Genomic DNA, 25,946 nt, shown 5'->3' with positions numbered 1-25,946 from the left:
GCAATGGTCACCGGCGAATTAGACTGACGCCATGATTACCAGTGTGCGCCAGGCCCGTCCGTCGCAGCCCACCCTGGAGATGGTGGCCGAGGTGGCCGGGGTTTCCCGTGCCACCGTGAGCCGGGTCGTGAACGGGTCGCCGAAGGTCAGCCCCGAGATCGTCGCCTCGGTGACGGATGCCATCAACCAGCTCAACTATGTCCCGAACCGGGCGGCCCGCTCGCTCGCGAGCCGGCAGACCGAGGCCGTGGCCCTGGTCGTGCCCGAGGACATGACCCGGTTCTTCGGTGACCCCTACTTCGCCGCGGTCGTGCAGGGCATCACCCGCCGCCTCGACCAGAGCGACTACACGCTCAACCTGCTCGTCGCCTCGAGCGACCCGCGGCACAAGACCATGCGCTACCTGCGCTCGGGCAACGTCGACGGCGCACTCATCATCTCGCACCACACCGGGGACGACTTCGTCGCCGAACTGGAGAAAACCATGCCCGTGGTCTTCGGCGGCCGGCCGGCGAACGCGGACAACCCGAACGCCTACTTCGTCGACGTCGACAATGCGTCCGGTGCCGAGACGGGCACCCAGCGCCTGATCGACATCGGGCGGCGCCGCGTCGGGTCGATCGCCGGAGCGGTCGACATGCCCGCCGGCATCGACCGGCTCATCGGTTTCGAGCGCACGCTCGAGCGAGCCGGGATGCCCACGGATGCCGTCGAGCCCGGCGACTTCACGGCCTCGGGCGGCGCGGCGGCCACCCGCCGGCTGCTGGAGCGCTGCCCCGACATCGACGGCCTCTTCGTGGCCAGCGACCTGATGGCCACCGGTGCGGTGGACGTGCTGCGCGAGTTCGGCCGCTCGGTGCCCGGGGACGTGGCCATCGTCGGATTCGATGACAGCCCGGCCGCGACGAGCGGCCTGGTGCCGTTGACCACTGTCAGCCAGCCCTCCGAGGAGATGGGCTACGCGATGGCGGACATCCTGCTGCGCCGGCTCTCCGGCGACGAGAAGATGCCGCACCAGACCCTGATGCCCACCCGCCTGGTGCTGCGGGAGTCCGCGTAACTTCATCGCGAGTGTGCCCGTTCCGGTCGAGAGTGACCGGCGCAGCGGGCACTCTCGACCGGAACGGGCACTGTGCGGGAGCGAGAGGGCGATCAGGCGAGCTGGGGCATGACCTCGCGGGCGATGAAGTCCAGGTGGTCGAGGTCGGACAGGTCCATGATCTGCAGGTAGACGCACTCAACCCCGTCATCCGAGAGCGCGCCGAGGCGGTCCACGACCTCGGATGCGGTGCCGGCCACGCCGTGCGCCCGCAGCTCGGCGGGCTCCCGGCCCACGGCCGCGGCCCGGCGGGCGAAATCGGCCTCGTCCGCACCCGCGACGGCGATCAGGGCGGCCGAATAGACGAGCTCACGGGGATCGCGGCCGATGGCCTCGCAGGCCGCGCGCACGCCAGCGAACTTGGCCGGGACATCCGTGAAGTCGGGGAAGGGCAGGTTGAACTCGGTGGCGAAGCGGGCCGCCATGGCCGGGGTGCGTTTGGCGCCGCCGCCGCCCACGATCACCGGGATGCGGGCCTGCACGGGCTTGGGCAGGGCAGGTGAGTCGACGAGGGTGTAATGCTCGCCGGTGAAGCTGTAGCGGTCGCCGACCGGGGTATCCCAGAGGCCGGTCACGATCTCCAGCTGCTCCTCGAGCATGCCGAACCGCTTGGCCGGGAATGGGATGCCGTAGGCCAGGTGTTCCTGCTCGAACCAGCCGGTGCCGAGCCCGAGCTCGACCCGCCCGCCCGACATCTGGTCGACCTGCGCGACCTGGATCGCGAGAATCCCCGGCGGCCGGTAGGTCACCGACGAGACCAGGGTGCCCAGGCGGATGCGCCGGGTCTCCCGGGCGAGGCCGGCCAGGGTGGTCCAGGCATCCGTCGGCCCGGGCAGGCCGGGGGCAGTGTCGCCCATGGCGAGGTAGTGGTCGGAGCGGAAGAACGCGTCGAAGCCGAGCGTCTCCGTGGCCTGGGCCACGGCGAGGATGTCATCGTACGAAGCACCCTGCTGCGGTTCGGTGAAAATGCGGAGTCTCATGCTCCCAGTCTTGTCTCGGCTTCGTCCGGGGCGAAATCGAGCAGCGGCGGCTGGGCGGGGTTCACTGCTCCAGGCAGGGCATCGCCGCCGGCCAGGAACTCGACGTCGGGCAGCAGCGCGAAGCGCGCCCGCATGACCGCGATCGATTCCGGGTTCTGGTCCACCAGAACGAACCGGCGGCCGAGGGCGGCGGCGACGGCGCCGGTCGTGCCGCTGCCGGCGAAGAAGTCGAGTACCCAGTCCCCCTCGCGGCTGGACGCCTGGATCATGCGGCGCAGGATGCCGACGGGCTTCTGGGTGGGATACCCGGTCTTCTCCTTGCCGGTCGGCGACACGATCGTGTGCCACCAGACATCCGTTGGCAGCTTGCCCTTCGCGACCTTCTCCGGGGTGACCAGCCCGGGCGCCATATAGGGCTCACGGTCGACCGTGGTCGAGTCGAAATAGTACCGGGCCGGGTTCTTCACGTAGACCAGGATCGTGTCGTGCTTGGTCGGCCAGCGGTTCTTCGACTTCGCACCGTAGTCGTAGGCCCAGATCAGCTCGTTCAGGAAACAGTCCCGGCCGAAGAGCGCGTCGAGCAGGACCTTGGCGTAGTGCGCCTCGCGGTAGTCGAGGTGCAGGTACAGCGTGCCGTCGTCGGCGAGCAGGCGCCAGGCCTCGATCAGGCGCGGCTCGAGGAAGGCCCAGTAGTCCTCGAACTGGTCGTCGTAGCCAAGCAGGTCACCCTTGATGCGCTCGTAGCGCTGTCCCTTGAATCCCGTGATGGTGCCCGCCGCTTTCGCGCCGAGGGCAGCGGATGCCGCCTGGGCGGGCGCCCGGACCGACGTTGTGGTCTGCCGGTTCTGTTTGCGTCCCGTGTTGAACGGCGGGTCCAGGTAGATGAGCGTGAAGGCCGCATCGGGCAGGTGCGGCAGCACCTCGAGGTTGTTCGCGTGGACGACACGGCTGGAAGAGGAGGGAGACCACGCGGTTGGCATTCCCTCATTGTGTCAGGCACCCTACGCTGAAGGGATGACAACAGACGCAGCAGCCCCGGAAACCACGACGAACTCCAGCACGGACTCAGCGACGGCCTCGACCACGGTCGAGTTCCGCCACGAGCCGGCCCTCTCCCGCTACACGCTGGAGATCGCGGGAGCCACCGTGGGATTGGCCGATTATGAGATCGCCGGCGAGGAGGTTGTGTTCACCCACGTCGAGGTGGACCCCACGCACCGGGGCGAGGGCCTGGCGAGCATTCTGGTCGAGCAGGCGCTCGACGACGTACGCACTCAGACCACACTCACCGTCGTGCCGGTGTGCCCCTACGTCGTGCGCTGGATCGACCTGCACACCGAGTACCAGGACCTGCTCACGCGCGGACAGTAACCCTCGGCCTACGGAACGCGGCCGATCCACTCATCCGTGCCGAACTTGGTCTCGACCAGCTCGGCCGCCCGGGCGTATTCCGCTTCGGTGATCTCGCCCGCAACCGCGCCGTACAGCCCGGTGAAGGTGGTCTTCATGCGGTCGATGATCGCGTCTCGACTGAGGCCCGTCTGGCTGCGCAACGGGTCGACCCGCTTCGCGGCGCTCGTGATGCCCTTGTCGCTGAGCTTCTCGCGGCCGATGCGGAGCACCTGCACCATCTTGTCGCCGTCCATGTCGTAGCTCATGGTGACGTGGTGCAGCACGGCGCCGCTGCCGAGCCGCTTCTGGGCGGCCCCGCCGATCTTGCCCTTGGGGCTCGTGATGTCGTTCAGCGGCTGGTAGTAGGCGTCGATGCCGAGGGACTTGAGGGCCGTGAGCACCCATTCGTCGAGGAAGGCGTAGGAGTCGGCGAACGTCATGCCCTGCACGAGGTCGGTCGGCGCGTAGATGGAATAGGTGATGACCGACCCTGCTTCCATGAACATGGCCCCGCCGCCGCTGATCCGGCGCACGACGGTGAAGCCGTGCCGGGCGGCCTGCACCGCGTCGACCTCGTTCTTGAGGGACTGGAAGCTGCCGATCACCACGGCCGGCTCCGTCCATTCCCAGATCCGGAGGGTGGGGCTGCGGCGCCCCTCGCCGACCTCGATCGCGAGCACCTCGTCGAGCGCCATCTGCATGACGGGGGCGACCGCCTTGGTGTGGATCAGCTGCCACTCGTAGTCTCGCCAGCCACTGGCCTGGGCGAGCGAACGGCGGATCGCCACCGCCACCGACTCGGGCGAGAAGCCGAGCAGCGTGGCCTGCGCCGGCAGCGCGGCGCGCACAGCGGCGGCGATGCTCACAGCGTCGCTGTCGGCGGGCAGGCCGTTCACGGCCGCGTTGATGTCACCGAGCGCACTGTCGGGCTCGAGGAAGAAATCACCGGCCAGCCGGAAGTCGACGATCGTGTTGTCGACGACGTCGAGATCGACGACGACGAGCTTGCCGCCTGGAACCTTATATTCACCGTGCATGACGCCAGCCTAATCGGCGGGCACGGCCCAGCGCTTGCCCAGCCACCCGATCAGGTCGTCGAAGACGTCGTCGCGGTTCGTCTCGTTGAACACCTCGTGCCGAGCCCCCGGGTAGACGATGACACGGATGTCGCGCAGCCCCGACCGCCCGGAATAGGCCCGGACCAGCTTGAGAATGCTGCGCTCCCCGCCCACGATGTCGTCGCCGCCGGCCAGGATCAGCAGCGGCAGGTCCGGCGGCAGACCGCGACTCGGCCGGCCGAAGAGGCGCGCCGCCTCGCGCAAGCCGAACAGCTTCGCCAGCGGAGTCGTGGTCGTGAGCGGGTCGGCGATGAACGCGCGGGCCACCGCGGGGTCGCGGCTGAGCCACTCCACCCCGGTGTCGCCCAGGTGCTTGTGCCGGCGGTTCAGGTCGCCGCTGTCCAGGTAGCCGGGCATCCGGTAGGCCGTGCCGCTGAGCACGACCGCGTCGTAGTCGGCGGCGTGCGCGTTCACGATCATCTGCACCATGAACGACCCCCAGCTGTGGCCGAGCAGCACGAGCGGCAGGTCGGGGTGGGCGGCACGGATGATCCCGCTCAGCTGGTGCACTCCGGCCACGGCCGCGCGCAGGCCGCCGGGGCCGAGGCGGCCGAGGCAGGTGAGGTCGCCACCGTACTGGTGCACCCCGGTGTGGCCGTGGCCCCGATGATCGTCGGCATAGACGGTGTAGCCCGCCGTGTTCAGGCGCTCGGCGAGCTCCGCGTAGCGCTGCGCATGCTCACCGACCCCGTGGGCGATCTGGACGATGGCCCGAGGGCGATCGACGGCCCAGGTGAAATACGTGATCGAGACGCCGAAGTCATCCGTGTAGGTAGGCACGGGGCCAGTCTGACAGCACTCGCCCCGCTCGTCTGCTGGTTACAGGGCTTTGCCGCCAACCTGAACTAGGCTGCGAACAGGGAATACTTAGCAAGGCTAAGTGGTTAGGGTGTGTACCCATGGAATCTTCACCGTCAGCTCTCACGTCAGCTGTTGCCCCCGCAGGCGGCCGGCGCGCGACGGTTGCCGAGTTGAGCCACGATTTCCGGCTGGCCAACGGCCGCCTGGCCCGGCGGCTGCGCCAGGAGAAGGCCGACAACGAGTTGAGCAGCAGCCAGTTCTCGGCGCTCGGCACCATCTTCTTCCAGGGCCCTTTCACCCTCCGCGAGCTCAGCGAGCACGAGCGGGTCACACCGCCTTCGATGAATCGCACGGTCAACGCGCTGGTCGAGGCCGGCCTCGTCGACCGGGCCGGCTCGGCCGACGACGGCCGCAAAGTGGTACTCACGGTGACCGAACGGGGGCGCAGCCTGATGCGGGAGACCCGCAAGCGCCGGGATGCGTGGCTCGCCCAGCGCATCGTGAAACTGAGTTCCGATCAGCGCCGGGTGCTCACCGAAGCCGTCGACATCATGAAGGAGCTCGCCAACAGTTGAATACCATGTTTCGCTCCCTGAGCGTCCCGAACTACCGAATCTGGTTCGCGGGCGCCCTGGTGTCGAACATCGGAACCTGGATGCAGCGCACCGCCCAGGACTGGATCGTCCTGACCGAGCTGACCGACTACAACGCCACGGCAGTGGGTATCGTGATGGCCCTGCAGTTCGGGCCGCAGCTCGTGCTGATGCCGTGGTCGGGCCTGATCGCCGACCGGTTCAACCGACGCCGGCTGCTCATCCTGACGCAGAGCCTGATGGGACTGCTGGCGCTCGGCCTGGGCGTGATCACGGTCACCGGCGTCGTCGAGCTGTGGCACGTCTACCTCTTCGCCCTCGGACTCGGCATCGTAGCGGCCATCGACGCCCCGGCCCGGCAGACCTTCGTGTCGGAGCTGGTCTCCGACGACAACCTGTCGAACGCGGTGGCCCTCAACTCCGCCTCGTTCAACGGCGCCCGGCTCTTCGGCCCGGCCGCCGCCGGCCTGTTGACGGTGGCCGTGGGTGCCGGCTGGGTGTTCATGATCAACGCCGTGACCTTCGCCGCGACGGTCTTCGCGATGACACTGCTGCGAACCGAGCAACTGCGCCGGCAGCCGCGGGCACCCCGCGAGCGCGGTCAGCTGATGGCCGGTTTCCGCTATGTGTCACATCGACCCGACATCGTCGTCGTGCTGATCACGGTTTTCCTGGTGGGCACCTTCGGGTTCAACTTCGCCATTTTCACGGCCACGATGGCGACCGTCGAGTTCGGAATGGGTGCCAGCGAGTTCGGCCTGCTCAGCTCGATCATGGCGATCGGCTCGGTGGCGGGAGCCCTGCTCAGCGCCCGGCGCAGCCGGCCTCGGCTCCGACTCGTGGTGGCCGGTTCGTTCGTGTTCGGACTCTCCTGCGCCCTGGCCGCTGTGATGCCCAACTACGTGACGTTCGCGATCTCCCTGGCCCTCGTCGGCCTGTCCTCGCTGACCCTGATGACGACTGCGAACGCGTACGTGCAAACCACGACGCGGCCGGCCATGCGCGGCAGGGTGATGGCGCTGTACATGGCAATCTTCGCCGGCGGAACTCCGCTCGGGGCACCGCTGGTCGGCTGGGTGGCCGACCAATTCGGCCCGCGCTGGGCGCTCGGTGTCGCCGCGCTCTCCGGCCTCCTCGCGGCTGCCGCCGTGCTGTTCTGGATGGTGCGCTACCGCAGCCTGCGGGTGCGGATCCGCCGGGGCGTGTCCCCCCGGATCCGCGTGCACCACGACGGCGACGGCCGCGATGCCGAGACGGCGACCCGCGAGATCGCCATCGTCGAGGCCACGGCGACACGCTAGCGCTCGAATCGCCCGGCTCGGCGAGACGACGGTGTTGGGGTCTGACGGCGCGATCGACACTTCGTAATCAAGTTCGATTTTAGCTTATTGTCATGGGAACGAATATAGTGCTTTTGTTCTACTTGAGGTAAACTCTTGTTCATGACCACCCTCGTGGAACACCCCGCAGCGGATGCCGCACCCGGCCCGTTCGCGGCGGCGCGCGTGGTGGCCGAGCTGCAGGCTCTCGCGGGTGAACTCGGTGAGACGCTCGGGTGTTCGAGCGTGCGCGGCCTCGACGACGACGGGCTGCTGCAGGTGACCACGGCGCTCGAGGGGCTCGGCCGCCGTGTCGACGCCCTCCGGGTAGCCGCGGCCGGGGAGGTCGCCGACCGGTCCCGGCCCGAACTCGGCACCGGGCAGCTCTCCGCGAGGAAGGGCTGCCGCACCGCCGGGGAACTCCTCGAGCGGCTCACCCTGGTGTCGGGCCCGACCGCCGGGCGACGGATGCGGCTGGGCAAGCAGCTCCGCACCGGCCGCTCCCTGAGCGGCGAACCGCTGCCGCCCACCTTTCCGGCGACCTCGATCGCTCTGGCCACCGGCGCGATCGGCGTCGACACGGCCGACGCCATCCTGACCGCGTTGACGCCCACGCTGCGGTGCACCGACCTGGACTCGGTGCAGGCCGCGGAGAGCGAGCTGGTGGCGACGGCGACGGGCACGAGTGCGCAGACCCCGGTGCCCGCGCCGGCGGATGAGGTCCGGTTGCAGGGCTCCGTCTGGAAGGCCGTGCTCGCGCCCGACGGGTCGCGGCCCGACGACCACGCCGCGGTGGCGCGGTCGTTCCGGCTCGGCCGGGAACGCGACGGCGTGGTGCCGGTGTCGGGGTCGTTGATGCCCGAGATCGCGGGCAAGCTGCGCCGCCTGTTCGACGCGTATCTGTCGCCGAAGAGTGCGCCGGTCGCCTTCCACGCCGAGGAAGACGCCGACACAAACCGGGAGGGGCTCACACCGGAGCAGGCGCGGGAGCAGGCGCTGCTCGAACGGGACGATCGCACGCCCGACCAGCGGCGGCACGACGTGTTCGCCGTGATCGTCGACGTCGCCGCCCGCGCCGGCGAGGCACCGACCATCGGCGGCGCCCCCGCCACGGTGCTGGTCAGCGTGCGGGAACAGGACCTCAACGCGGACTTCGGCCAGGGCCGCGGCGTCGGCTGGATCGACGGCGTCGATTCCCCGATCCCGATCACCGCCGTCAAGGATCTGATCAGCACCGGCGGACAGCAGAAGGTCGTGATCAACGACGAGGGCCGCATCATCAAGCTCGGTTCCCCCGAGCGCTGCTTCACGCCCGCGCAGAGACGCGCGATCCAACTCCGCGACGGCACCTGCATCATCCCCTGGTGCAAAATCCCCGCCGGAATGACCGAGATCCACCACGTCATCCCGCATTCCGAAGGCGGGGAAACCCACACCGACAACGGCGTCTGCCTCTGCTGGTTCCACCACCGCTACCTCGCCGCCTCCGGCTGGGCCATCCGGATGGTGCGCGGCGCCGTGCAGATCATGGCACCACCCTGGCTCGAGACCGGGGCACGCAAGTGGCGGGCCGTGACGAAGTCCCGCACCCGGATGACGGACTCCGTCGAACGAACGAACGTGAGCAGGGATGACGAGTAGGGGTGCGTCTGGGCCTTGGTCTCGACAGGCTCGGGTCTCGACAGGCTCGACCAGCGCCATGGGAACCATGGCGACGCAGGTCGCCAGAGCGCCGGGTCACAGCCGTCGGGCCGGCGGATGCCGGTTAGCGCACGCCGGTTAGCGCACGCCGGTCAGCGCACGCCGTTCATCAGCCGCAGGATCGGGCGGGCGATCAGTGCGAGCAGCAGTCCGAGCACGATGGCGACCCCGCCGATCACGCTGAAGTAGACCGTCTCGGGCACCGTGGTGTACCACTCGGCGAGCCAACCGGACATCGCGCTGCCCAGGGCGATCGACAGGAAGAACAGCGCGACCATCTGGGTCTTGAACGGCTCGGGCGCGAGCCGCGTGGTGACGGCCAGGCCGACCGGCCCGATCATCAACTCCGCCACCGTGAGCACGAAGAGGATCACGACCATGGCGACCAGCGGAGTCGAGTTCGCACCGCCGTCGACGAACGGAAGGAACAGGAGGAAGGCGGCGCCCATCAGAGCGGTGCCCGCGGCGAACTTGACCGGGGTCGACGGCTGGCGGGAACCCCAGCGGGTCCAGAGCGCCGCGAAGGCGCCGGAGAGCAGGATGATGAAGACCGGGTTGAACGACTGCACCCACGACACGGGCAGCTCCCACCCGAACACGTCCCGGTTGAGGCGCTCATCGGCGTAGATGGTGACCACCGTGAACTGCTGCTGGGAGAGTGACCAGAACGCGGCGCTGGCCACGAACAGCGGCATGAACGCGTAGACGCGCTTGCGTTCGATGGCAGTGATCTGACGGTTGCGCAGGATCACCACGAAGTAGGAGACCGTGGCAACCAGGGTCAGCGTGATCACGATCGTGACCAGACCGGATGCCGTGATCACGCCCAGCAGCACCAGCACCACGATCAGGCCGATGGCCGCGATCAGGGCCCAGAGGTACGCGGCGTAGCGGGAGGCCGGCAGCGGGTTCGGCACCTCGTGCACGATCGCCGGCAGCCGTTTGCGCCCGAAGGAATACTGCACCAGGCCGATCGCCATGCCCACGGCCGCGAGGCCGAAGCCGTAGTGGAAGCCGAGAGTGGTCTGCAGCAGCCCGGTCAGGACCGGTCCGAAGAACGCGCCCAGGTTGATCCCGAGATAGAAGAGGGAGAACCCCGCGTCGAGCCGCGGGTCGTCCTTGGCGTAGAGCGCCCCGACGACGCTGGTCGCGTTGGCCTTGAGCCCTCCGCTGCCGAGGGCGATCAGGATGAGCCCGGTCGCCACCCCGGCGGCGCCCGGCAGCACCGCCAGCGCCACGTGCCCCACGGCAATCACGATGGCGCTGTAGAACAGCACCCGCTCCGAACCCAGCAGACGGTCGGCGATCCAGGCACCCAGGATGGTCGACAGGTAGACACCGCCGCCGTACGCCCCCACGATGCCGGCCGCGGTGGCCTGCGGCATGCCGAGGCCGCCGTCGGCCGCGGAATAGTACAAATACAGCAGCAGGATGCCCTGCATCCCGTAGAAGGAGAAACGCTCCCACATCTCGACGCCGAAGACATTGGCGAGGGAACGGGGCTGGCCGAGGAAGCTTCGGTCGTCACGTGGAGGGGCTTGTTCAACAACCGAGGACATTGCTTGACCTTACCGCGTGCCCCCAGAATCGGGGGCATCGGCGCCGCTGCGGCACCGGGCTGCGGCGCACGGTACGATTTGCCCGGTACCGTTAGAACCTCTGGAGAAAGGGCCGGCATGGACGCTCTATCGCTAGTCTCCCTCCTCAGCGAGGTCCTGACCCTGGTCGGACTCGTCGTCGGCGGAGTCCTCTTCGCAGCCGGCCTGGTCGTGCGCGGCGTGAAGGGCCGCTGGATGCTGACGGACGGCGTCATCGCCTCCTCGCCGGCGGGTACGGTCATCCGTTGGTTCGACCGTGACGGCGACGTGCACGAATGCCCTGCCACCACCCACGAGACACACCGGCTCGCTCCGGGAGAGGACGTGCTGGTCTGGTTCAACCTTCGCACCCCCTCGCGGTGCCGCACCCACACCCCCGAGGCGGAGGGCCGGGCCCTGCGCGTGACCGGGCTGATCCTGCTCGGCATCGGCGCCGCATCCGGCGTGCTCGGCATCGTGCTGCTCTTCGTCTGACCCGCCGGGCGCACCTGACGCTCGAGAGCTAGCGCCCGGGCGTCAGGTGCTCGCCGAAGAAGGCCTCGATCCGCCGCCAGGCGTCGGCCGCGGCGACGGGATCAGGCCCGGCCCCCAGAACGCGCTTGAGCAGGAATCGCAGGGCCACCGGGCCGCTTTCGGCATCGTTGAGGAAGGCGTGCCCGGCACCGGGGTACTCCACGACGTCGTGCGGGATGCCCAGCCGGGTCGCCGACGCCTCGAGCGTGGCGGCGGCGCCCCGGAGGGACTTGTCGGTGGCGCCGAAGCTGGCCACGATCGGGCACGCTCCGGTGAGCGCGTCGTCGAGCTGTTTCGGCAGCCGGCCGTAATTGACGGATGCCGCGTCGAACCCACGCGTGGCGGCGACCAGGGCGAACCCCCCACCCATGCAGAACCCGAGCACCCCGGCAGCGCCGGTGCAGTCGTCCCGGTTGATCAGGAATTGCCGGGCGGACTCGATGTCGGTGAAGGCCCGGCCCGCGCCGGTCTGGAGCTCGCGAAAAGTCTGCATCAGGCACTTTCGCGCCCCGCCCTCGGTGAAGAGGTCGGGCATCAAAGCGAGGTAGCCGGCTGCGGCCATCCGTTCGACCTGGCGCCGCATCACATCGTTCAGGCCGAAGGCCTCGTGCACCAGCACGACGGCCGGCCAGGGACCGGGACCGGCCGGCCGGCCCAGTACCGCCCTGAGCCCGGCGCTGCCGCCCGGCGCAGGCGGCAGGAGCAGGTCGATCAGGTGCGGAGCGGTGCTGCCGGTCATGGGTGGCCTCTCAGGGGTGGCCTCTCAGGGGTGGCCTCTCAGGCTGAATCACAACTTTATCCCCGGCGAGGCGCCGACACCGCTAGCATGTGGTCAGACCACATCCCACCACACCGCCCCCCCAATGTCGAGGAGGAACCGTGAGCGCTCCGCCCCGCGCCTGGGAAACCGTGCTGCAGAGCATCGAGCTGGACCTGCTCAGCGGTCGACTCCGGCCCGGCGACCGCCTCCCGCCCGAACGGGCCCTCGCCGTGGAGCTGGGCGTCGGACGCTCCAGCGTGCGAGAGGCCATCCGGGTGCTCGAGGTGCTCGGGCTGCTGCGTACCTCCGCCGGGTCGGGACCCGGCGCGGGCGCGATCATCGTGGCCCTGCCCGGCGGCGGCATGTCGGCGCTGATGCGCCTGCAGGTGGCGGCTCGCGGGTTCCCCGTCGCTGACGTGGTCAAGACCCGGCTCGTGCTCGAGGCGTCGGTCGTGACCGAGCTGGCCGAGGCATCCGCTCGGGCCGACTCGACCATGGTGGCCAGCGCGTCGCTGCGACCGAATCTCCGGGCACCGGTACAGCTGCTGGGCGCGATGGACTCGCCCGCGCTCACCGAGGCGGAGTTCCTGGCCCTCGACGCCGAATTCCACCTGGCCCTGGCGGAGGCCTCCGGCAACCAGGTTGTCACCGCCACGATGGCCGGGCTCCGCAGCGCCATCGAGGGCTACGCCCGGGCCGGTGCGACGAGCCTCGCCTCCTGGGCCGACACCTCGACCCGGCTCCGGGCCGAACACCGCGCGATCGTCGCCGCGATCGAGGCCGGCGACGCTCCGGCGGCTCGGAGCCTCGTGCACGACCACATCGCCGGCTACTACGCCGAAACCCACCAGGCCCACCACCGTCCCGCCCGCACCGCGGATGCCTCCGGGTATCCGGTGGCCCGATAGAAGAACGGACACATCCCAATGGTTCAACGCCGCATCCCGAAGATCGCAGACCTCGCCCCGCTGATGCGGTTCAAGACCCCCGAGTTGAATGCGAAGAAGCGCCGCCTCGAGAGCGCGCACACGATCTACGACCTGCGGGACATCGCCAAGAAGCGCACCCCCAAGGCCGCGTTCGACTACACCGACGGTGCCGCCGAAGCCGAGCTCTCGCTGGGCCGCGCCCGCCAGGCCTTCGAGGACATCGAGTTCAACCCGTCGATCCTGCGGGACGTGTCGACCGTCTCGACCGGCTGGGACGTGCTCGGAGCCCCCGTGGCGCAGCCCTTCGGCATCGCCCCGACCGGCTTCACCCGGATGATGCAGACCGAGGGCGAGATCGCGGGCGCCCACGTGGCCGCCCGGGCCGGTATCCCCTTCTCCTTGTCGACCATGGGCACCACGTCGATCGAGGACGTCAAGGCCGCGAACCCGCACGGGCGCAACTGGTTCCAGCTGTACATGTGGAAGGACCGCGACCGGTCGATGGCGCTGGTCGACCGGGCCGCGAAAGCCGGCTACGACACCCTGCTGGTGACCGTGGACGTGCCGGTCGCCGGTGCGCGCCTGCGCGACAGGCGCAACGGTTTCTCGATCCCGCCGGCCCTGACCATCGGAACGGTCATCAACGCGCTGCCGCGGCCGGAGTGGTGGATCAACTTCCTCACCACCGAGCCGCTCGCCTTCGCCAGCCTCGACCGCTCGAGCGGCACGGTCGCCGACCTGATCGACACCATGTTCGACCCCACCGTCACGTTCGAGGACCTGGCCTGGATCAAAGCTCAGTGGCCCGGCAAGATCGTCGTCAAGGGCGTGCAGAGCCTGGCGGATGCGCAGACGCTCGCCGACCTCGGCGTGGACGGCATCATCCTCTCCAACCACGGCGGTCGACAGCTGGACCGCGCCCCGATCCCGTTCCACCTGCTGCCGCAGGTCGTGCGCGAGGTGGGCAGCGAATACGAGGTGCACCTGGACACGGGCATCATGAGCGGTGCCGACATCGTCGCATCCGTCGCCCTCGGCGCCCGCTTCACCCTGATCGGCCGCGCCTACCTCTACGGCTTGATGGCCGGCGGCGAGGCCGGCGTCGACCGGGCCGTCCAGATCCTCTCCGAGCAGGTGTCCCGCACGATGCGGCTGCTCGGTGTGACGAGCCTCGAGGAGCTCGAGCCCGGGCACGTCACGCAGCTCGCACGCCTCGGCCGCATCTCGCAGCCCGTGGCGGCATCCGTCAGCGTGTAGCGGCCTGACCGGCCGAGCGTCGCCGTTTGTGCCGAGCTGACCCGTTCTAGCGGGTCAACTCGGCACAAACGGGACGTCTGGGCGGCGCGGCTACGCCGCGGCGAGCTCCGCGAGCACGGCAGCGAGCTGCTCCACCGCCCAGTCCAGGTCGGCCTCGGAGACCACGATCGGCGGAGCCAGGCGGACGGTGGACCCGTGGGTGTCCTTCGCGAGCACGCCGCGCACCAGGAGAGCCTCGCAGACCGCCCGGCCGGAGGCCAGCTTCGGGTCGATGTCGATGCCGGCCCACAGACCGGCGCCGCGCACGGCCAGAACACCCCGGCCGATCAACCCGGTCAGCCCGTCGTGCAGGCGGGCGCCGAGCACGCGCGCGCGCTCCTGCTGCTCGCCGGTGGCCAGCAGCTTCACCACGGCGAGGCCGACGGCCGCCGCCAGCGGGTTGCCGCCGAAGGTCGAGCCGTGCTCCCCCGGGCGGAGCACACCCAGCACGTCCCGGTTGCCCACGACCGCGGAGACCGGCACGATGCCGCCGCCGAGAGCCTTGCCGAGCAGGTAGAGGTCGGGAACGACGCCCACCAGGTCGCAGGCGAAGGTCGCCCCCGTTCGGCCGAGGCCGGACTGGATCTCGTCGGCGATGAAGAGCACATTGTGCCGGGTCGTGATCTCGCGCACGGCCGGCAGGTAGTCCGCCGGCGGCACGACGATGCCGGCCTCGCCCTGGATCGGCTCGAGCAGCACGGCCACCGTGTTCTCGTCGATCGCCGCCTCGAGGGCCGCTGCGTCCCCATAGGGAACCGTGCGGAACCCCGGGGTGAACGGACCGAAGTCCTTCCGGGCCGACTCGTCGTCGGAGAAACTGATGATCGTGGTGGTGCGGCCGTGGAAGTTCTCCCCGGCCACGATGATGTTGGCCATCCCCGCGGCGACGCCCTTGACCCGATAGCCCCAGGCGCGGGCCACCTTGATGCCGGACTCGACCGCCTCGGCGCCCGTGTTCATCGGCAGGACCATGTCCTTGCCGGCGAGCTCGGCGAGCGCGGTCACGAACGGGCCGAGCTGGTCGTTGTGGAACGCACGGCTGGTGAGCGTGATGCGGCCCAGCTGCTCGCGGGCGGCGTCCAGCAGGAGCGGATTCGAGTGCCCGAAGTTGACCGCGGAGTACGCGGCCAGGCAGTCCAGGTAGCGGCGGCCGTCGACATCCGTCACCCAGGCGCCGTCGCCGGACGCGACGACCACAGGCAGCGGATGGTAGTTGTGGGCGGCGTGCTCGTCTTCCAGTGCGATGTACCCGGCCTGGCCGAGCGTCGTCGCACTCGGCGTCGTCGTCTGGTCGGTCATCGGCGCAGCTCCAGCGTGCAGCATTTCACTCCTCCTCCACCGAGCAGCAGCTCGGACAGGTCGACCCCGATCGGGTTGAAGCCGCGTGAGCGCAGCTGGCGCTCGAAGTCCTTGGCCCGCGCGGCGATGACCACGTTGAAACCGTCGGAGTAGGAGTTGAGGCCGAGGATGGCCGCGTCCTCCTCGGTGACGATGATGGCATCCGGGAAGCGCTCCCGCAGGATGGCCAGGCTGGGCTCGTCGAACGCGCTCGGCAGGTAGGCGATCTCGCCGTTGCCGGTGTCGGGCGAACCGTCGAGCACGGCGATGGCCGTGTCGAGGTGGTAGAAGCTCGGGTTGATCAGGTTGAGCGTGATCACCGTGCGACCGTAGATCGCCGCCACCTCTTCGTGACTGTGCGAGGCGCTACGGAACCCGGTGCCCGCGAGGATCACATCGCCGACGAGCAGGAAGTCGCCCTCGCCCTCGTTGATCTCGACGGGCACGCGCACGTCGAAGTCGTGGGCGCCGAACCAGTCCATATAGGCCGGCCCTTCCGGCTGGCGTTCGGCGTAGGTGAAGGCGGCGCCGTAGGCGATGTTGTCGATCACGAAGCCGCCGTTGGCCGCGTAGACCATGTCCGGCAGGCCCTCGACCGGGTCGATCAGGTGAACGTCGAAGCCGAGGCCGACGTAGGTGTCGTGGAGGGTCTGCCACTGGGCGACGGCGAGTGCGGTGTCGGTGGGGATGGCCGGGTCCATCCAGGGGTTGATGCGGTACACCACGGTGAAGTAGTCGGGCTTGCACATCAGCACGGTGCGCTTGACGGGTGTGCGCTCGGGCCGTTCCGGCGAGACGAGCTCATTCGGGTTGGGGGCGGTGAGATTGGTCGACATGGGACTCCTTCGGCGGCCGGCCGCCCGTGTCGGGCGAGACCGGCGTGCTCGGCGTGCGGGGTGGATGGCGGACCAGGTCACTCACGAGAGCTCTGCCAGACGGGAAAACAGCTCCGACAGAGACGCCATTCTTAGTTTCACACAGCATGAATCGGAGGTGCACGCTAATTTGCGCCGAAAACATGCGCGATTTCGGCCGTGCGCGCAGTTTTCCGCCGTGAGAGACGGTGACGGATGCCCAGCGCCGGCCTGCCCCTGGCTGACCACCGCGCAGCTATCCAGTGATTCGCGCTATCGGGCGCTGTTTTTCTGCGTCGACACGCGCATCAGCGCAACGACGCCCCTTAGACTCTCGGCATGGACAACCTCGACCGTGGCATTCTCGACCTGCTCCGCCAGAATGCCCGGGCGGGCTACGGCGATATCGGCTCGGTGGTGGGGCTGTCGGCGTCCGCCGTGAAACGCCGCGTGGACCGGCTCGTGGCGGACCGCGTCATCCGTGGTTTCACCATCCAGGTGGACCCGGCCATCGACGGAATGAGCACCGAGGCCTACGTCGAACTCTTCTGCCGCGGAACCGTGGCGCCGGAGGAACTGCTCCGCATCCTCTCCGGGGTGCCGGAGGTCGTGGACGCCGGAACGGTCACGGGCAGTGCGGACGCCATCGTGCATATCCGGGCGCGGGACATCCCCGGCCTCGAGGCGGCGCTGGAGAAGGTGCGTCTGGCCCCCAACGTGGACCACACCCGCAGCGCGATCGTGCTCTCCCGGCTGATCCACCGCACGGCCGAGTAACCGCGGGCCGCTCAGCCCGGCCCTTTCGCTCGGCCCGGACCTCCGCAACACTGTGGGGATGGTCTCCCGCAGAAGCAGTCAGGTTCCGAGCAGGATCGGCGCAGCCGGCGCCGAGCGCATCAGCGCGGGCGCGTACGGCCTGCTGGTGGCCGCGAGCACCCTGATCGGGCTCGGGAACAGCTCCGCCTGGACCATCATCCTCGTCGTCATGATCACCAACCTCGTTTACTACGCCACCCACGTCTTCGCCTACTCGATCGGCGACGAGAAGGTCGGCTGGACGCACGTGCGCCACCACCTCCGCGTCAGCGCCCCGATGATCTCCGCGGCGTTCGTGCCGCTGCTGACCGTGCTGGCCCTGCTGGCCCTCGGCTTCGACACCGGCACCGCGACACTGATCGGCGTGATCACGGCCACCGTGCTGCTGGCTCTGGTGGCGGTCGGCGGGTTGCGGCTCCGCGGCATCCGTGGCTGGCCGCTCCTCGTCGTCGCGGGCGGAACAGTGCTGCTCGCCGCGGTGCTGATCCTCGCGAAGTTCCTGGTGCTGCACTAGCGGCACTGGGCCGCCGAAACCCGCCGAGCGCGGGGCACGGGGCGCTAGCCGGGGACAGGGACCGGGCGACGAGTCACCGGGGCGAGCAGATGGATCAGGGTCACCGCGGCGATCGATCCGGCGCAGAGGATGCCGGCCAGCACCACGATCTGGAACCGGCCGGCCTCGAGCGGCGACGCCCCGCCGAAGATGGCGCCCACGAAGGCCCCCGGCAGCGTGACCAGCCCGGTGGTCTTCGTCTGGTCGGTGGAGGGGATCAGGGCGAAGTACACCGCTCGGCGGGCGAGCTCCCGGGTGGCCTGGCGCGGGGTGGCGCCGAGGGCCAGCCAGCCCTCGACCTCCTCCCAGTGCTCGGTGACGCCCTCGGTGAAGCGTCGGCCGGAGAGCGTGGCGATCGACATGGCGTTGCCGATGATGATGCCGCCGAACGACAACACGTAGCGCGGCGTGAACTCGAGCGCTCCGGTGCCGAAGACCACGAGGAGGGTGACCAGGACCCCGAGTCCCATCGCGGCGGCCACCCAGGCTGCGTGGCGGCGGGTAGCGCCGATCCGGCGGGTGACGGTGCCGACCGCCGCGGTGAACATGACCACGAGGCCCACGCCGACCCAGAACGGGTCGGAGATGATGCCGCTGAGGATCAGGCTGATCGCGGCGAGCTGCAGGGCTCCGCGCAGCACGGCGAGCGCCGGAGCGAACGGATGCGGCACCCGGTACGTCCGCAACACCAGCGTGACGATCGCGATGAGCAGCACGACGCCCAGCAGGGTCGGCGCCAGCCCGGCCAGCTGGGCAGGGAGGTCGCGGAGCCAGGTCACGTATCGAGCCTAGCGAGCCGCCGCATCCGTTCGGCCCCGCACCGCTGTTCGGCACTGCCCTTCCGACTGCGAGAGCGGGTGAATCACGGCTAGCTTGGTACGTAACGCACACAAAGGATGTCCGGCATGCAACTCGTCATCGACCAGCACTCCCCCACCCCGCCCTACGAGCAACTGCGGGTGCAGGTGATCGAGGGGGTGCGCGCCGGCACGCTGGCGCCGGGCGACAAGCTGCCCACCGTGCGCCGGCTCGCCGAGGACCTCGGCCTGGCGCCGAACACGGTCGCGCGCGCCTACCGGGAGCTGGAAACGGACGAGGTGATCGAGACCCGCGGACGCCTCGGCTCCTTCATCGCCGCGACCGGGGACGCCACACACCGGCAGGCGCAGCTGGCCGCGGTCGCCTACGCCGAGCGGGTGCGCTCACTCGGGCTGGCCACGGATGAAGCGCTGGTGATCGTGCGGACGGCCCTGGGCATCCGTTCGTAGGAAGCGGTTCCCCCTGGCGAGAGTCGCTGTTTGCACCGAGACTCGCCCGCAGAAAGGCGATTCTCGGCAGAGACGGCGAGAGTCGGCTAGCGGTCGTACGACGCGGCCAGGCGGCGGAAGCCCTCATCGAGGCTCACCGCGGGGGTCCAGCGGAGCTCGGTCCGGGTGCGGCGCTGGTCGAACCAGTGCGCGGTCGAGAGCTGCTCGGCCAGGAACCGGGTCATCGGCGGCTCGTCGACGCCCGGGCGGACGGCCCAGGCCGCCTCGATCAGCGCCCCCGCACCGCGGGCGACGCCGGCCGGCACCCGCCAGGCCGGAGCCGGCACGCCCGCGGCCCGGCACATCCCCGCGAGCAGCTCGGCGACCGGCCGCGGCTCGCCGTTCGTGATCACGTAGGAGTTGCCGTGCACGGCGTCGGCCTGCTCGAGGGCGGCGGCGATCGCCGAGGCGGCGTTGTCGATGTAGGTGGTGTCGATCAGGGCGGCGCCGTGACCGAGCAGCGGCAGGCGCCCGGCGCGGGCGCGCTCCACGATCCGGGCCACGAGCTGGGTGTCGCCGGGGCCCCAGACCAGGTGCGGGCGCACGGCGACCACGCGCAGGCGCGCCGAGTCCGCGGCGAGAGCGAGCAGTTCGGCCTCGGCCTTGGTGCGGGCGTAGGGCCCGCGAGCGCGGGCCGGGTCGGCCGGGTCGGCGTCGCTGCCGACAATGGATGCCCCGGCGTGGGCCACCGAGGGCGAGGACACGAACACGAAACGGGAGGCTCCGGCATCCGTGGCCTCGGCCAGCAGGGAGCGGGTGCCGCCCACGTTCACGGCGACGAAATCGGCCGGACTGCCCGCGAGGGACACCTTGGCGGCCAGGTGCACGACCGCGTCCATGCCGGCGACGGCGAGCCGGGCCTCGGCCGGCACGGTGACCGAGCCGAGCAGGTCGGTGACGCCGGGCACGCCCGACGGGCGGCGCTGGAACGTGCGCACCTCGTGCCCGGCGGCCGCGATCTCGGCCGCGACGGCCCGGCCGAGGAAGCCGCTGGCCCCGGTGACGAGCACCCTCACGGGCGAGTCATCCGGGCACCGGAGAGGATGCCGCCGGCCCAGCGGCCCAGCCGGGTGCGGTCGATCTTCGAGTTGTGACGGATGTCCGTGGGCAGGTGCGGCACGACCAGAACCGCGGCCAGCGGAAGACCCGCGGCGGCGCGCACGGCGGCGGCCAGCTCGGGGTCGGCCAGCGCGACCCGGCGGGCCGGCGTGACGGTCTCGACCACGACCACCACCTGCTGGGTGCCGGCCGGGCCGATCCCGACCACGGCGGCCCGGGCCACCGCGGCGACGGACTCGACGCGCTGCTCGGGGCCGACCGGGGTGAGCACGCCGGCCGCGGTCGTGATCACGTGCGGCAGGCGGCCCTCCACCCAGAGTCGTCCGGCCGTGTCGAGGTGTCCGACGTCGCCCGTGCGGTGCCAGCGTTCGCCGGGCACGGCGCCGCGGCGGGCGGCCCGGTCGGTCAGCCACAGGCGGTCGTAGTGGTCTTCGACGTGGGGCGCGGAGACCACGATCTCGCCGGTGACGCCGGCAACCTCGGACAGTTCGCCGGTGGCACGGCCCCGGGCGTCGAGGGCGCTCGTGCGGATGCGCGTGGTCGCCGTCGCGCGGCCGACGCAGACCCCGCCGGGGCCGGCCGGGACATCCGTCGGGGTCGACGACGCGACAGCCGACCCAACCGACGACAATGCCGACGTCGGGTCAGTCAGTGGGCGCGTGGCCAGCGCCTCGCGGATGCCGTCGAGGGTGATGTCGGCCATCAGCAGCCCCTCGGTCATGCCGTAGGGCGTGTGTGCGGAGGCCGCCGGCATCAGCCGGGCCGCCGCGGCGAGCAGTGGCTCGGAGACCGGGGCGCCGGCCGAGAGGAAGCACTCCACGCCCGCAAGACTGGCGTGGTCGGCGGCGGTGAGGCTGTCGGCGGTGGTGACGACGTTCGCCAGCGCGGCGGGCGACAGGAACACCACGGTCGCGTCGATGGCGGCCACCGCGGCGGCCACGGATGCGGCGGTCAGCGTCTTCGGCTTCGTCACGTCCATGTCGGGGGTCACCGAACGGGCGCCGAGTGCCGGCCCGAGCAGGGCGAACGGGGCGAAACCGGCCACCAGGCCGGTGCCACGGCCCACGCCGTACTGCGCGTACAGCGCGTGGCTGACCGCGGCGAGCTGGCCGTGCGTGTAGACGACGCCCTTGGCCGGACCGGTCGAGCCGGACGTGAACAGCACGGCGGCCGTGTCACCGGGTTCCGGCGGCGGCGGCAGTTCCTCGTCCACGCCGAGCGCGATCAGCTCGGCGAGGGTGGCGGAGATGTCGAGGGCGCGCATCGCGGCGCGGGGAAACCGCGCCACGGAGATCTTCTGGCCGGGCCAGTCGAGGGCCCGGGCGGCGAGCAGCCCGGGGGCGGCGCCGATCACATGGTCGGGGCGGGCGCCGCGCACGGCGCGGGTCAGCCCGCGCAGGCCGAGGCCGGCATCCGCCACCACCACGATCGCGCCGATCCTCACGCAGGCGTAGAGCACCGCGGTCAAATCGGCTCCGGGCGGGATCAGCAGCGAGACACGGTCGCCCTTGCGCACACCGAGGCGGTCGAGGCCGCAGGCGAGCTGCCTCACGCGCCGGGAGAGCAGCCGCCAGCTGACGACGCGGGGCGCGCCGCCACCAGGCGGGGCCATGTCGATCAGCGCGGTCTCGTCGCTGTTCTGCAGTTCGTCGAGGTAGTGCCAGAGCGGATACTGCCCGGCGGCCGCCCAGCCGCCCTCGCCCTCACCCTCGCCCTCGCCCTCGCCCCGCGCGCCCGAGTGTGCCCGTTCCGGTCGAGAGTGCCCGGCGGAACGGGCACTCTCGACCGGAACGGGAACCCCACCGGCGGAGGCGTCTGCGGGCAGCCCACGGTCGCCGAGCCAGGTGAGCGCGGCCGCGGCGTAGTCGACGTCCTCCATCACGAGGTGCCCGGCACCCTCGAAGCGGTGCACGTCGGCGTGCGGCAGCCGGTCCAGAAGGTCGTCGAGGTAGCGGTCGCTGAAGATCGGATCGGTGGGGCCCCAGAGCATCAGGGCCGGCACGACGAGGTCACGGATGCCGCCGGAGATCCGGGCCAGTTCGGCCGCGCTCTCATGTGCGTCCGGCACCGGGATGTCCGCCACGAACGCGCCGATGCCGCCGCGCCGGGCCGCGCCGCGGTACGGCGCGCGATAGGCCTGCTTGACCGCGGTCGGCAGCGGCGGGTGCGCGAGCGCCAGCGTCGTCTCCAGGAACGCCGGCGTGGCCACGGTTCCACGCCCGAGCACGCTGCTCCGCAGGGCCAGCCGCAGCGGGGCCGGCACGGGAGCGTCCTCCGGCTGGTGCACGGCCGTGTTCAGCAGCATGACCCCGGCGAGCAGTTCCGGGTGGTCGAGCGCCCAGCCGAGCGAGATCGAGCCGCCCCAGTCGTGCCCGAAGGTGACCACCGGGCCGGAGAGTCCCAGCGTGTCGGTCAGTTCACCGAGGTCCCGCACGCGCATGGCAAGCGGGCGCCGGGCACCCGATCGTTCGGAATAGCCCATTTCGAGCTGGTCGACGGCGATCACGCGCCAGGCCTCGCCGCCGTTGGCGGCCGCATCCGTCGCCGCCGTCACGAACTCGCGCCACAGGTAGGACCAGGTCGGGTTGCCGTGCACGCAGAGCACCGTGCCCACGGGGGTGACGCCCAGTTCGGCGAGGCGGTCGCCGTTGTCGAGCAGGTGCCAGGTGCGGGTGACCGGATGCCCGGACGCCCCCGACACGACCGGCACCAGCCGGGAGAACGCGGCGTCCATCCCCGGCAGCCCGGCAGGCGGCAGGGTCGCGGGCGCCGGCGTCGCGGCGGCACGCGGGAGGCGGTAGGACACGGGGGCAGGGCCGAGGTTCACCAGGCGAGTTCCATCATGGCCGTGTTGAGGCCGCTGCCGACGCCCATCAGGAGCACGCGGTCGCCGCGCTTGAGGGTGCCGGCTTCCCCGGCGAGGGTGATCGGGATCGACGCGGGACCCACATTGCCGAACAAAGGGTAGGTGAGCGGCACCCGGCTGCGGTCCAGCCCGGTCGCCTTCACGATGGCGTTGGTGTGCACATCAGACACCTGGTGCAGGATGTAGCGGTCCATGCCCGACCAGTTCCAGTCGCGCTTGGCCTCGGTCCAGGCCGAGACGACGAGCTCCATGCCGCCCTTCAGCAGTGCCTTCGCGTCGGTGAACATGCCGTCGACGCTGCCGACGCAGAGTCCGTTGAACTGGGTCGCGGCCCGGGTGACGCCGCCGAGGATGCGGTGGCCCTCCGGATGCCGGTCGGCCCGCCCGAGCACGGCCGCGGCCGCCCCGGAGCCGAGCGTCAGGCTCGCGAACTCGCTCATGAAATCCTTGCGGCTGATGTCCGGCCGGCCGAGCCGTTCGATGGTGTTGGTCTGGATCTCGTCGGCGTCTTCGCCGTCGATGATCACCGCGTAGTCGATTTGGCCGGAGTCGATCAGCTGGGCAGCCAGGGTCATGCCGTTGACGAAGCCGAGGCAGGCGTTCGCGATGTCGAAGTTCGTGGCCGAGGAGGGCAGTCCGAGACCGTGGTGGATGCGCACGGCGACGGAGGGTTCGAGATGCTTGCGGGTCACCGAGGTGTTGATCATCAGGCCGACCTGGCCCGGTTCGATGCCGGCCGCGGCCAGGGCGCGCTTGCCGGCCGTGACGGCCGCGTCGTCGAAGGCCTGGCCGGGAGCCCAGTTGCGCCGCTCGTGCACGCCGGCCACCCGCTGGAGCAGCCCGCTCGGCAGTTTGAGTCGTTTCAGGGCCGGTTGCAAGCGACGGTCGATGTCCACCGACGTGGTGATCTGCGGGGCGAGCTCGCTCGCCACCGAGAGCAGAACGACGTTCCGGTGCGTCGTCGTTGCGTTACCGTCCAACTGTGGTTCCCCTGTCGAATTGCAGCAGTGGCAACCACGGCCCCGGCCATCCTGCACCTGAAGCCTGACTGTTGTCCGTACTCCTGCTGGGCACGGCCGACCGCAGACTGCGACCGCCAAGGACTCATTTTAGCCTTCCGGGCCGCCGCCGCCGTGCGGGCGGAGACCCGGGGCGGATGATCGCCGCTAGATGATCCCCTCGGAGAGGGTGCTCGGGTTGCCGAAGCGGTGCGCCGTGATCGAGATCGCCTGCTCACGCAGGAACGGAAGCAGCTCGACCCGGCCGGCCTGGGTGACGGGGTGCGCGTAGACGGCCACATCCGGGCTGCCGCCGAGGGCGCGGGCCAGGCTGGACGCCGCCGCCTGGGCTCCGTGCAGACGGTCCCCGCCGATCAGTCGCACCCGACTGGTGCGGATGCCACCGGCCGCCGCCCGCTCCAGCCATTCGGCGTCGTTCTCCACCGTGACCGTGATCTCGCGCTCGGCGAGTACGTTGCGCACCATCGGCGGCACCGGGATCGCGCTGGACACCTCGAACCGCGCCGTCGACACGGTGGCCGCGGCGATCACCCGCAGCAGGTCGGACAGCGTGCCGTCCTCGCAGAGGCGCACGGTGACGGGCAGGGGGCGGTAGCGGAACAGGTTGCGTTCGAGCCCGAGGTCCGAGGCGTCCTTCACGGCGCCGAACTCGTCGCGCCAGGCCAGCGCGTCGCTGAGCGCCGACCGGCGCAGCACGTCGAAGTCGGCGTAGTCGAGCACGGTCTGGGCTGCTTCGATCAGGTCGGTGACGCTCTGGTCGAGACCCCGAAGGTGCAGTGTCGAGCTGTTGCGGCCGGGATCGCTCACCCAGCTGCCGAACCCGTACAGGTAGTTCGGACCGCCGGCTTTGGTGCCCGGGCCCACGGCCGACCGCTTCCAGCCGCCGAAGGGCTGCCGCTGCACGATCGCGCCCGTGATGCCGCGGTTCACGTAGAGGTTGCCGGCCTCGATGGTCTCCAGCCACTCGGCCAGCTCCGCCGGGTCGAGCGAGTGCAGCCCCGAGGTCAGGCCGTAGTCGACCGCGTTCTGGAACCGGATGGCCTCGGCCAGGTTGCGCGCGTGCATCACTCCGAGCACCGGGCCGAAGAACTCGGTCAGGTGGAAGTAGGAGCCGGGCAGAACCCCGGTGCGGATGCCCGGCGACCACAGGGCGCCGGACTCATCGAGCTGTTCGGGCTCGACCAGCCACCGCTCGCCGACGCCGAGCGTGGTGAGGGCGTGCAACAGTTTGCCCTCGGCCGGTTCGATCAGCGGACCCATCTGGGTGACCGGGTCGGCGGGCCGTCCGACGCGGAGGGAGGTCGCGGCATCCGTCAGCTGACTCAGGAAACGCTCCGACCGGGCGACCGATCCGACCAGGATGACCAGGCTCGCGGCGGAGCACTTCTGCCCGGCGTGCCCGAACGCGCTCTTGATGACGTCGGCGGCGGCGAGGTCGAGGTCGGCGGAGGGGGTGACGATGATGGCGTTCTTGCCGCTCGTCTCAGCCAGCAGGGGCAGGTCTTCGCGGAAGCTGCGGAACAGCTGCGCGGTCTCGTAGGCCCCGGTCAGGATGACCCGGTCGACAGCCGGGTGCGAGATCAGGCGGGTGCCGAGTTCGCGGTCCGCGAGGTCCACCAGCACCAGCAGGTCGCGTGGCACGCCGGCCTCCCAGAGCGCCTCGACCATGACGGCGCCGGAGCGCTGGGCGAGCTTGGCGGGCTTGACGATCACGCCGGATCCGGCGGCGAGCGCGGCGAGCACGCCGCCGGCCGAGATGGCGACCGGGAAGTTCCACGGCGGGGTGACCACGGTCAGCCTGGCGGGCACGAAGATCGCGCCCTGCACGGCGTCCAGGTCGCGGGCGCGTTCAGCGTAGTAGTGGGCGAAGTCGATCGCCTCGCTGACCTCCGGGTCACCCTCGGCGATGGTCTTGCCGGTTTCGGCGGCCATCACCTCGATCAGACGGTCGCGGTTCGCGGCGAGCGCGAGCCCGGCCCGGTGCAGCACGGCGGCGCGCTCGGCGCCGGTGCGCTGGCCCCAGGCGGCGCCGGCG

At 70.5% G+C, this 25,946-nt stretch carries 24 protein-coding genes; 11 read left to right on the top strand and 13 right to left on the bottom strand.

Features of this window, described 5'->3' with window-relative positions; all coding sequences use genetic code 11:
• The first annotated feature begins 31 nt into the window (after positions 1 to 31).
• Positions 32 to 1,060: a LacI family DNA-binding transcriptional regulator gene (locus E3T49_RS05870; RefSeq protein ID WP_134424032.1), complete on the top strand. Its 1,029-nt coding sequence runs from the start codon at positions 32 to 34 to the stop codon at positions 1,058 to 1,060.
• A 92-nt stretch (positions 1,061 to 1,152) separates the two neighbouring features.
• Here E3T49_RS05870 and E3T49_RS05865 read toward each other — a convergent pair whose 3' ends face one another.
• The gene (locus tag E3T49_RS05865) at positions 1,153 to 2,079 is read right to left on the bottom strand and encodes an LLM class F420-dependent oxidoreductase (RefSeq protein ID WP_134424031.1); all 927 of its coding nucleotides are present in this window, start codon (positions 2,077 to 2,079) and stop codon (positions 1,153 to 1,155) included.
• Entirely contained in the window at positions 2,076 to 3,059 is a 984-nt protein-coding gene (locus E3T49_RS05860; RefSeq protein ID WP_134424030.1) for a DNA-methyltransferase, read from the bottom strand. Before E3T49_RS05860 ends, E3T49_RS05865 begins: the two co-directional genes overlap by 4 nt.
• A gap of 34 nt (positions 3,060 to 3,093) precedes the next feature.
• Here E3T49_RS05860 and E3T49_RS05855 point away from each other — a divergent pair, with 34 nt between their 5' ends.
• The gene (locus E3T49_RS05855; RefSeq protein WP_134424029.1) at positions 3,094 to 3,450 is read left to right on the top strand and encodes a GNAT family N-acetyltransferase; all 357 of its coding nucleotides are present in this window, start codon (positions 3,094 to 3,096) and stop codon (positions 3,448 to 3,450) included.
• An 8-nt stretch (positions 3,451 to 3,458) separates the two neighbouring features.
• Here the strand turns inward: E3T49_RS05855 and E3T49_RS05850 are convergent, their stop codons facing one another.
• On the bottom strand, positions 3,459 to 4,508 hold the full coding sequence (locus E3T49_RS05850; protein ID WP_134424028.1) for a lipoate-protein ligase LplAB: 1,050 nt from the start codon (positions 4,506 to 4,508) through the stop codon (positions 3,459 to 3,461).
• Positions 4,509 to 4,517: 9 nt separating this feature from the next.
• A complete protein-coding gene (locus E3T49_RS05845; RefSeq protein WP_134424027.1) occupies positions 4,518 to 5,369 on the bottom strand; it encodes an alpha/beta fold hydrolase in 852 nt (283 codons plus the stop codon).
• Positions 5,370 to 5,560: 191 nt separating this feature from the next.
• On the opposite strand from E3T49_RS05845, the gene E3T49_RS05840 reads away from it, so the two are divergent.
• From E3T49_RS05840 to E3T49_RS05830, 3 genes are all read left to right on the top strand, one after another.
• On the top strand, positions 5,561 to 5,965 hold the full coding sequence (locus tag E3T49_RS05840) for a MarR family winged helix-turn-helix transcriptional regulator (protein WP_241972677.1): 405 nt from the start codon (positions 5,561 to 5,563) through the stop codon (positions 5,963 to 5,965).
• Positions 5,966 to 5,970: 5 nt separating this feature from the next.
• Positions 5,971 to 7,284 carry an MFS transporter gene (locus E3T49_RS05835; protein ID WP_198414223.1) on the top strand — a complete coding sequence of 438 codons (1,314 nt, stop codon included), beginning with the start codon at positions 5,971 to 5,973 and terminating at the stop codon, positions 7,282 to 7,284.
• 141 nt (positions 7,285 to 7,425) lie between these two features.
• Positions 7,426 to 8,943, top strand: coding sequence for an HNH endonuclease signature motif containing protein (locus tag E3T49_RS05830; protein WP_134424024.1), 1,518 nt, complete (start codon positions 7,426 to 7,428; stop codon positions 8,941 to 8,943).
• A 152-nt stretch (positions 8,944 to 9,095) separates the two neighbouring features.
• Here E3T49_RS05830 and E3T49_RS05825 read toward each other — a convergent pair whose 3' ends face one another.
• Entirely contained in the window at positions 9,096 to 10,562 is a 1,467-nt protein-coding gene (locus E3T49_RS05825; RefSeq protein ID WP_134424023.1) for a peptide MFS transporter, read from the bottom strand.
• A 117-nt stretch (positions 10,563 to 10,679) separates the two neighbouring features.
• Here E3T49_RS05825 and E3T49_RS05820 point away from each other — a divergent pair, with 117 nt between their 5' ends.
• Complete coding sequence (locus E3T49_RS05820) at positions 10,680 to 11,075, top strand: sortase (protein ID WP_134424022.1); 396 nt, start codon at positions 10,680 to 10,682, stop codon at positions 11,073 to 11,075.
• Positions 11,076 to 11,103: 28 nt separating this feature from the next.
• Here the strand turns inward: E3T49_RS05820 and E3T49_RS05815 are convergent, their stop codons facing one another.
• Positions 11,104 to 11,853, bottom strand: coding sequence for a dienelactone hydrolase family protein (locus E3T49_RS05815; protein WP_134424021.1), 750 nt, complete (start codon positions 11,851 to 11,853; stop codon positions 11,104 to 11,106).
• Positions 11,854 to 11,993: 140 nt separating this feature from the next.
• Here E3T49_RS05815 and E3T49_RS05810 point away from each other — a divergent pair, with 140 nt between their 5' ends.
• Both E3T49_RS05810 and E3T49_RS05805 read left to right on the top strand, forming a co-directional pair.
• Complete coding sequence (locus E3T49_RS05810; protein WP_134424020.1) at positions 11,994 to 12,782, top strand: FadR/GntR family transcriptional regulator; 789 nt, start codon at positions 11,994 to 11,996, stop codon at positions 12,780 to 12,782.
• Between the two features lie 18 nt (positions 12,783 to 12,800).
• Entirely contained in the window at positions 12,801 to 14,060 is a 1,260-nt protein-coding gene (locus E3T49_RS05805) for an alpha-hydroxy acid oxidase (RefSeq protein WP_134424019.1), read from the top strand.
• A gap of 90 nt (positions 14,061 to 14,150) precedes the next feature.
• Here E3T49_RS05805 and rocD read toward each other — a convergent pair whose 3' ends face one another.
• Together rocD and ddaH are read right to left on the bottom strand one after the other, a co-directional pair.
• On the bottom strand, positions 14,151 to 15,398 hold the full coding sequence (gene rocD, locus E3T49_RS05800; RefSeq protein ID WP_134424066.1) for an ornithine--oxo-acid transaminase: 1,248 nt from the start codon (positions 15,396 to 15,398) through the stop codon (positions 14,151 to 14,153).
• The gene (ddaH, locus tag E3T49_RS05795; RefSeq protein ID WP_134424018.1) at positions 15,395 to 16,273 is read right to left on the bottom strand and encodes a dimethylargininase; all 879 of its coding nucleotides are present in this window, start codon (positions 16,271 to 16,273) and stop codon (positions 15,395 to 15,397) included. The genes rocD and ddaH overlap by 4 nt, the downstream gene beginning before the upstream one ends.
• A gap of 357 nt (positions 16,274 to 16,630) precedes the next feature.
• On the opposite strand from ddaH, the gene E3T49_RS05790 reads away from it, so the two are divergent.
• Positions 16,631 to 17,068 (top strand): Lrp/AsnC family transcriptional regulator, encoded by a 438-nt coding sequence (locus E3T49_RS05790; protein ID WP_134424017.1) that lies wholly within the window; start codon positions 16,631 to 16,633, stop codon positions 17,066 to 17,068.
• A 58-nt stretch (positions 17,069 to 17,126) separates the two neighbouring features.
• Complete coding sequence (locus E3T49_RS05785) at positions 17,127 to 17,621, top strand: hypothetical protein (RefSeq protein ID WP_134424016.1); 495 nt, start codon at positions 17,127 to 17,129, stop codon at positions 17,619 to 17,621.
• Between the two features lie 44 nt (positions 17,622 to 17,665).
• On the opposite strand, the gene E3T49_RS05780 is transcribed toward E3T49_RS05785, so the two are convergent.
• A complete protein-coding gene (locus E3T49_RS05780) occupies positions 17,666 to 18,439 on the bottom strand; it encodes an ABC transporter permease (protein ID WP_174722386.1) in 774 nt (257 codons plus the stop codon).
• Positions 18,440 to 18,565: 126 nt separating this feature from the next.
• Here E3T49_RS05780 and E3T49_RS05775 point away from each other — a divergent pair, with 126 nt between their 5' ends.
• Positions 18,566 to 18,928: a GntR family transcriptional regulator gene (locus E3T49_RS05775; protein WP_134424015.1), complete on the top strand. Its 363-nt coding sequence runs from the start codon at positions 18,566 to 18,568 to the stop codon at positions 18,926 to 18,928.
• An 86-nt stretch (positions 18,929 to 19,014) separates the two neighbouring features.
• Here E3T49_RS05775 and E3T49_RS05770 read toward each other — a convergent pair whose 3' ends face one another.
• The 4 genes from E3T49_RS05770 to E3T49_RS05755 form a co-directional block, all read right to left on the bottom strand.
• A complete protein-coding gene (locus E3T49_RS05770; protein WP_134424014.1) occupies positions 19,015 to 19,983 on the bottom strand; it encodes an NAD-dependent epimerase/dehydratase family protein in 969 nt (322 codons plus the stop codon).
• On the bottom strand, positions 19,980 to 22,760 hold the full coding sequence (locus tag E3T49_RS05765; protein WP_134424064.1) for an alpha/beta fold hydrolase: 2,781 nt from the start codon (positions 22,758 to 22,760) through the stop codon (positions 19,980 to 19,982). The genes E3T49_RS05770 and E3T49_RS05765 overlap by 4 nt, the downstream gene beginning before the upstream one ends.
• 89 nt (positions 22,761 to 22,849) lie before the next feature.
• Positions 22,850 to 23,872, bottom strand: a complete 1,023-nt coding sequence (locus tag E3T49_RS05760) for a 3-oxoacyl-ACP synthase III (protein WP_134424013.1) — start codon at positions 23,870 to 23,872, stop codon at positions 22,850 to 22,852.
• 186 nt (positions 23,873 to 24,058) lie between these two features.
• On the bottom strand, positions 24,059 to 25,946 hold a 1,888-nt coding region (locus E3T49_RS05755), incomplete at its 5' end, for an aldehyde dehydrogenase family protein (protein WP_134424012.1).

It is taken from the genome of Cryobacterium cryoconiti (genome assembly GCF_004403065.1).
Taxonomy (GTDB): domain Bacteria; phylum Actinomycetota; class Actinomycetes; order Actinomycetales; family Microbacteriaceae; genus Cryobacterium; species Cryobacterium cryoconiti.
This window is presented reverse-complemented; position numbering and strand designations above follow the sequence as displayed.

Excerpts from the sequence above, each read along its gene's own strand:
- E3T49_RS05870 (WP_134424032.1), top strand. The coding sequence starts at position 32 with ATGATTACCAGTGTGCGCCAGGCCCGTCCGTCGCAGCCCACCCTGGAG.
- E3T49_RS05865 (WP_134424031.1), bottom strand. The coding sequence starts at position 2,079 with ATGAGACTCCGCATTTTCACCGAACCGCAGCAGGGTGCTTCGTACGAT.
- E3T49_RS05860 (WP_134424030.1), bottom strand. The coding sequence starts at position 3,059 with ATGCCAACCGCGTGGTCTCCCTCCTCTTCCAGCCGTGTCGTCCACGCG.
- E3T49_RS05855 (WP_134424029.1), top strand. The coding sequence starts at position 3,094 with ATGACAACAGACGCAGCAGCCCCGGAAACCACGACGAACTCCAGCACG.
- E3T49_RS05850 (WP_134424028.1), bottom strand. The coding sequence starts at position 4,508 with ATGCACGGTGAATATAAGGTTCCAGGCGGCAAGCTCGTCGTCGTCGAT.
- E3T49_RS05835 (WP_198414223.1), top strand. The coding sequence starts at position 5,971 with ATGTTTCGCTCCCTGAGCGTCCCGAACTACCGAATCTGGTTCGCGGGC.
- E3T49_RS05830 (WP_134424024.1), top strand. The coding sequence starts at position 7,426 with ATGACCACCCTCGTGGAACACCCCGCAGCGGATGCCGCACCCGGCCCG.
- E3T49_RS05825 (WP_134424023.1), bottom strand. The coding sequence starts at position 10,562 with ATGTCCTCGGTTGTTGAACAAGCCCCTCCACGTGACGACCGAAGCTTC.
- E3T49_RS05820 (WP_134424022.1), top strand. The coding sequence starts at position 10,680 with ATGGACGCTCTATCGCTAGTCTCCCTCCTCAGCGAGGTCCTGACCCTG.
- E3T49_RS05815 (WP_134424021.1), bottom strand. The coding sequence starts at position 11,853 with ATGACCGGCAGCACCGCTCCGCACCTGATCGACCTGCTCCTGCCGCCT.
- E3T49_RS05805 (WP_134424019.1), top strand. The coding sequence starts at position 12,801 with ATGGTTCAACGCCGCATCCCGAAGATCGCAGACCTCGCCCCGCTGATG.
- rocD (WP_134424066.1), bottom strand. The coding sequence starts at position 15,398 with ATGACCGACCAGACGACGACGCCGAGTGCGACGACGCTCGGCCAGGCC.
- ddaH (WP_134424018.1), bottom strand. The coding sequence starts at position 16,273 with ATGTCGACCAATCTCACCGCCCCCAACCCGAATGAGCTCGTCTCGCCG.
- E3T49_RS05790 (WP_134424017.1), top strand. The coding sequence starts at position 16,631 with ATGGACAACCTCGACCGTGGCATTCTCGACCTGCTCCGCCAGAATGCC.
- E3T49_RS05785 (WP_134424016.1), top strand. The coding sequence starts at position 17,127 with ATGGTCTCCCGCAGAAGCAGTCAGGTTCCGAGCAGGATCGGCGCAGCC.
- E3T49_RS05775 (WP_134424015.1), top strand. The coding sequence starts at position 18,566 with ATGCAACTCGTCATCGACCAGCACTCCCCCACCCCGCCCTACGAGCAA.
- E3T49_RS05765 (WP_134424064.1), bottom strand. The coding sequence starts at position 22,760 with ATGGACGCCGCGTTCTCCCGGCTGGTGCCGGTCGTGTCGGGGGCGTCC.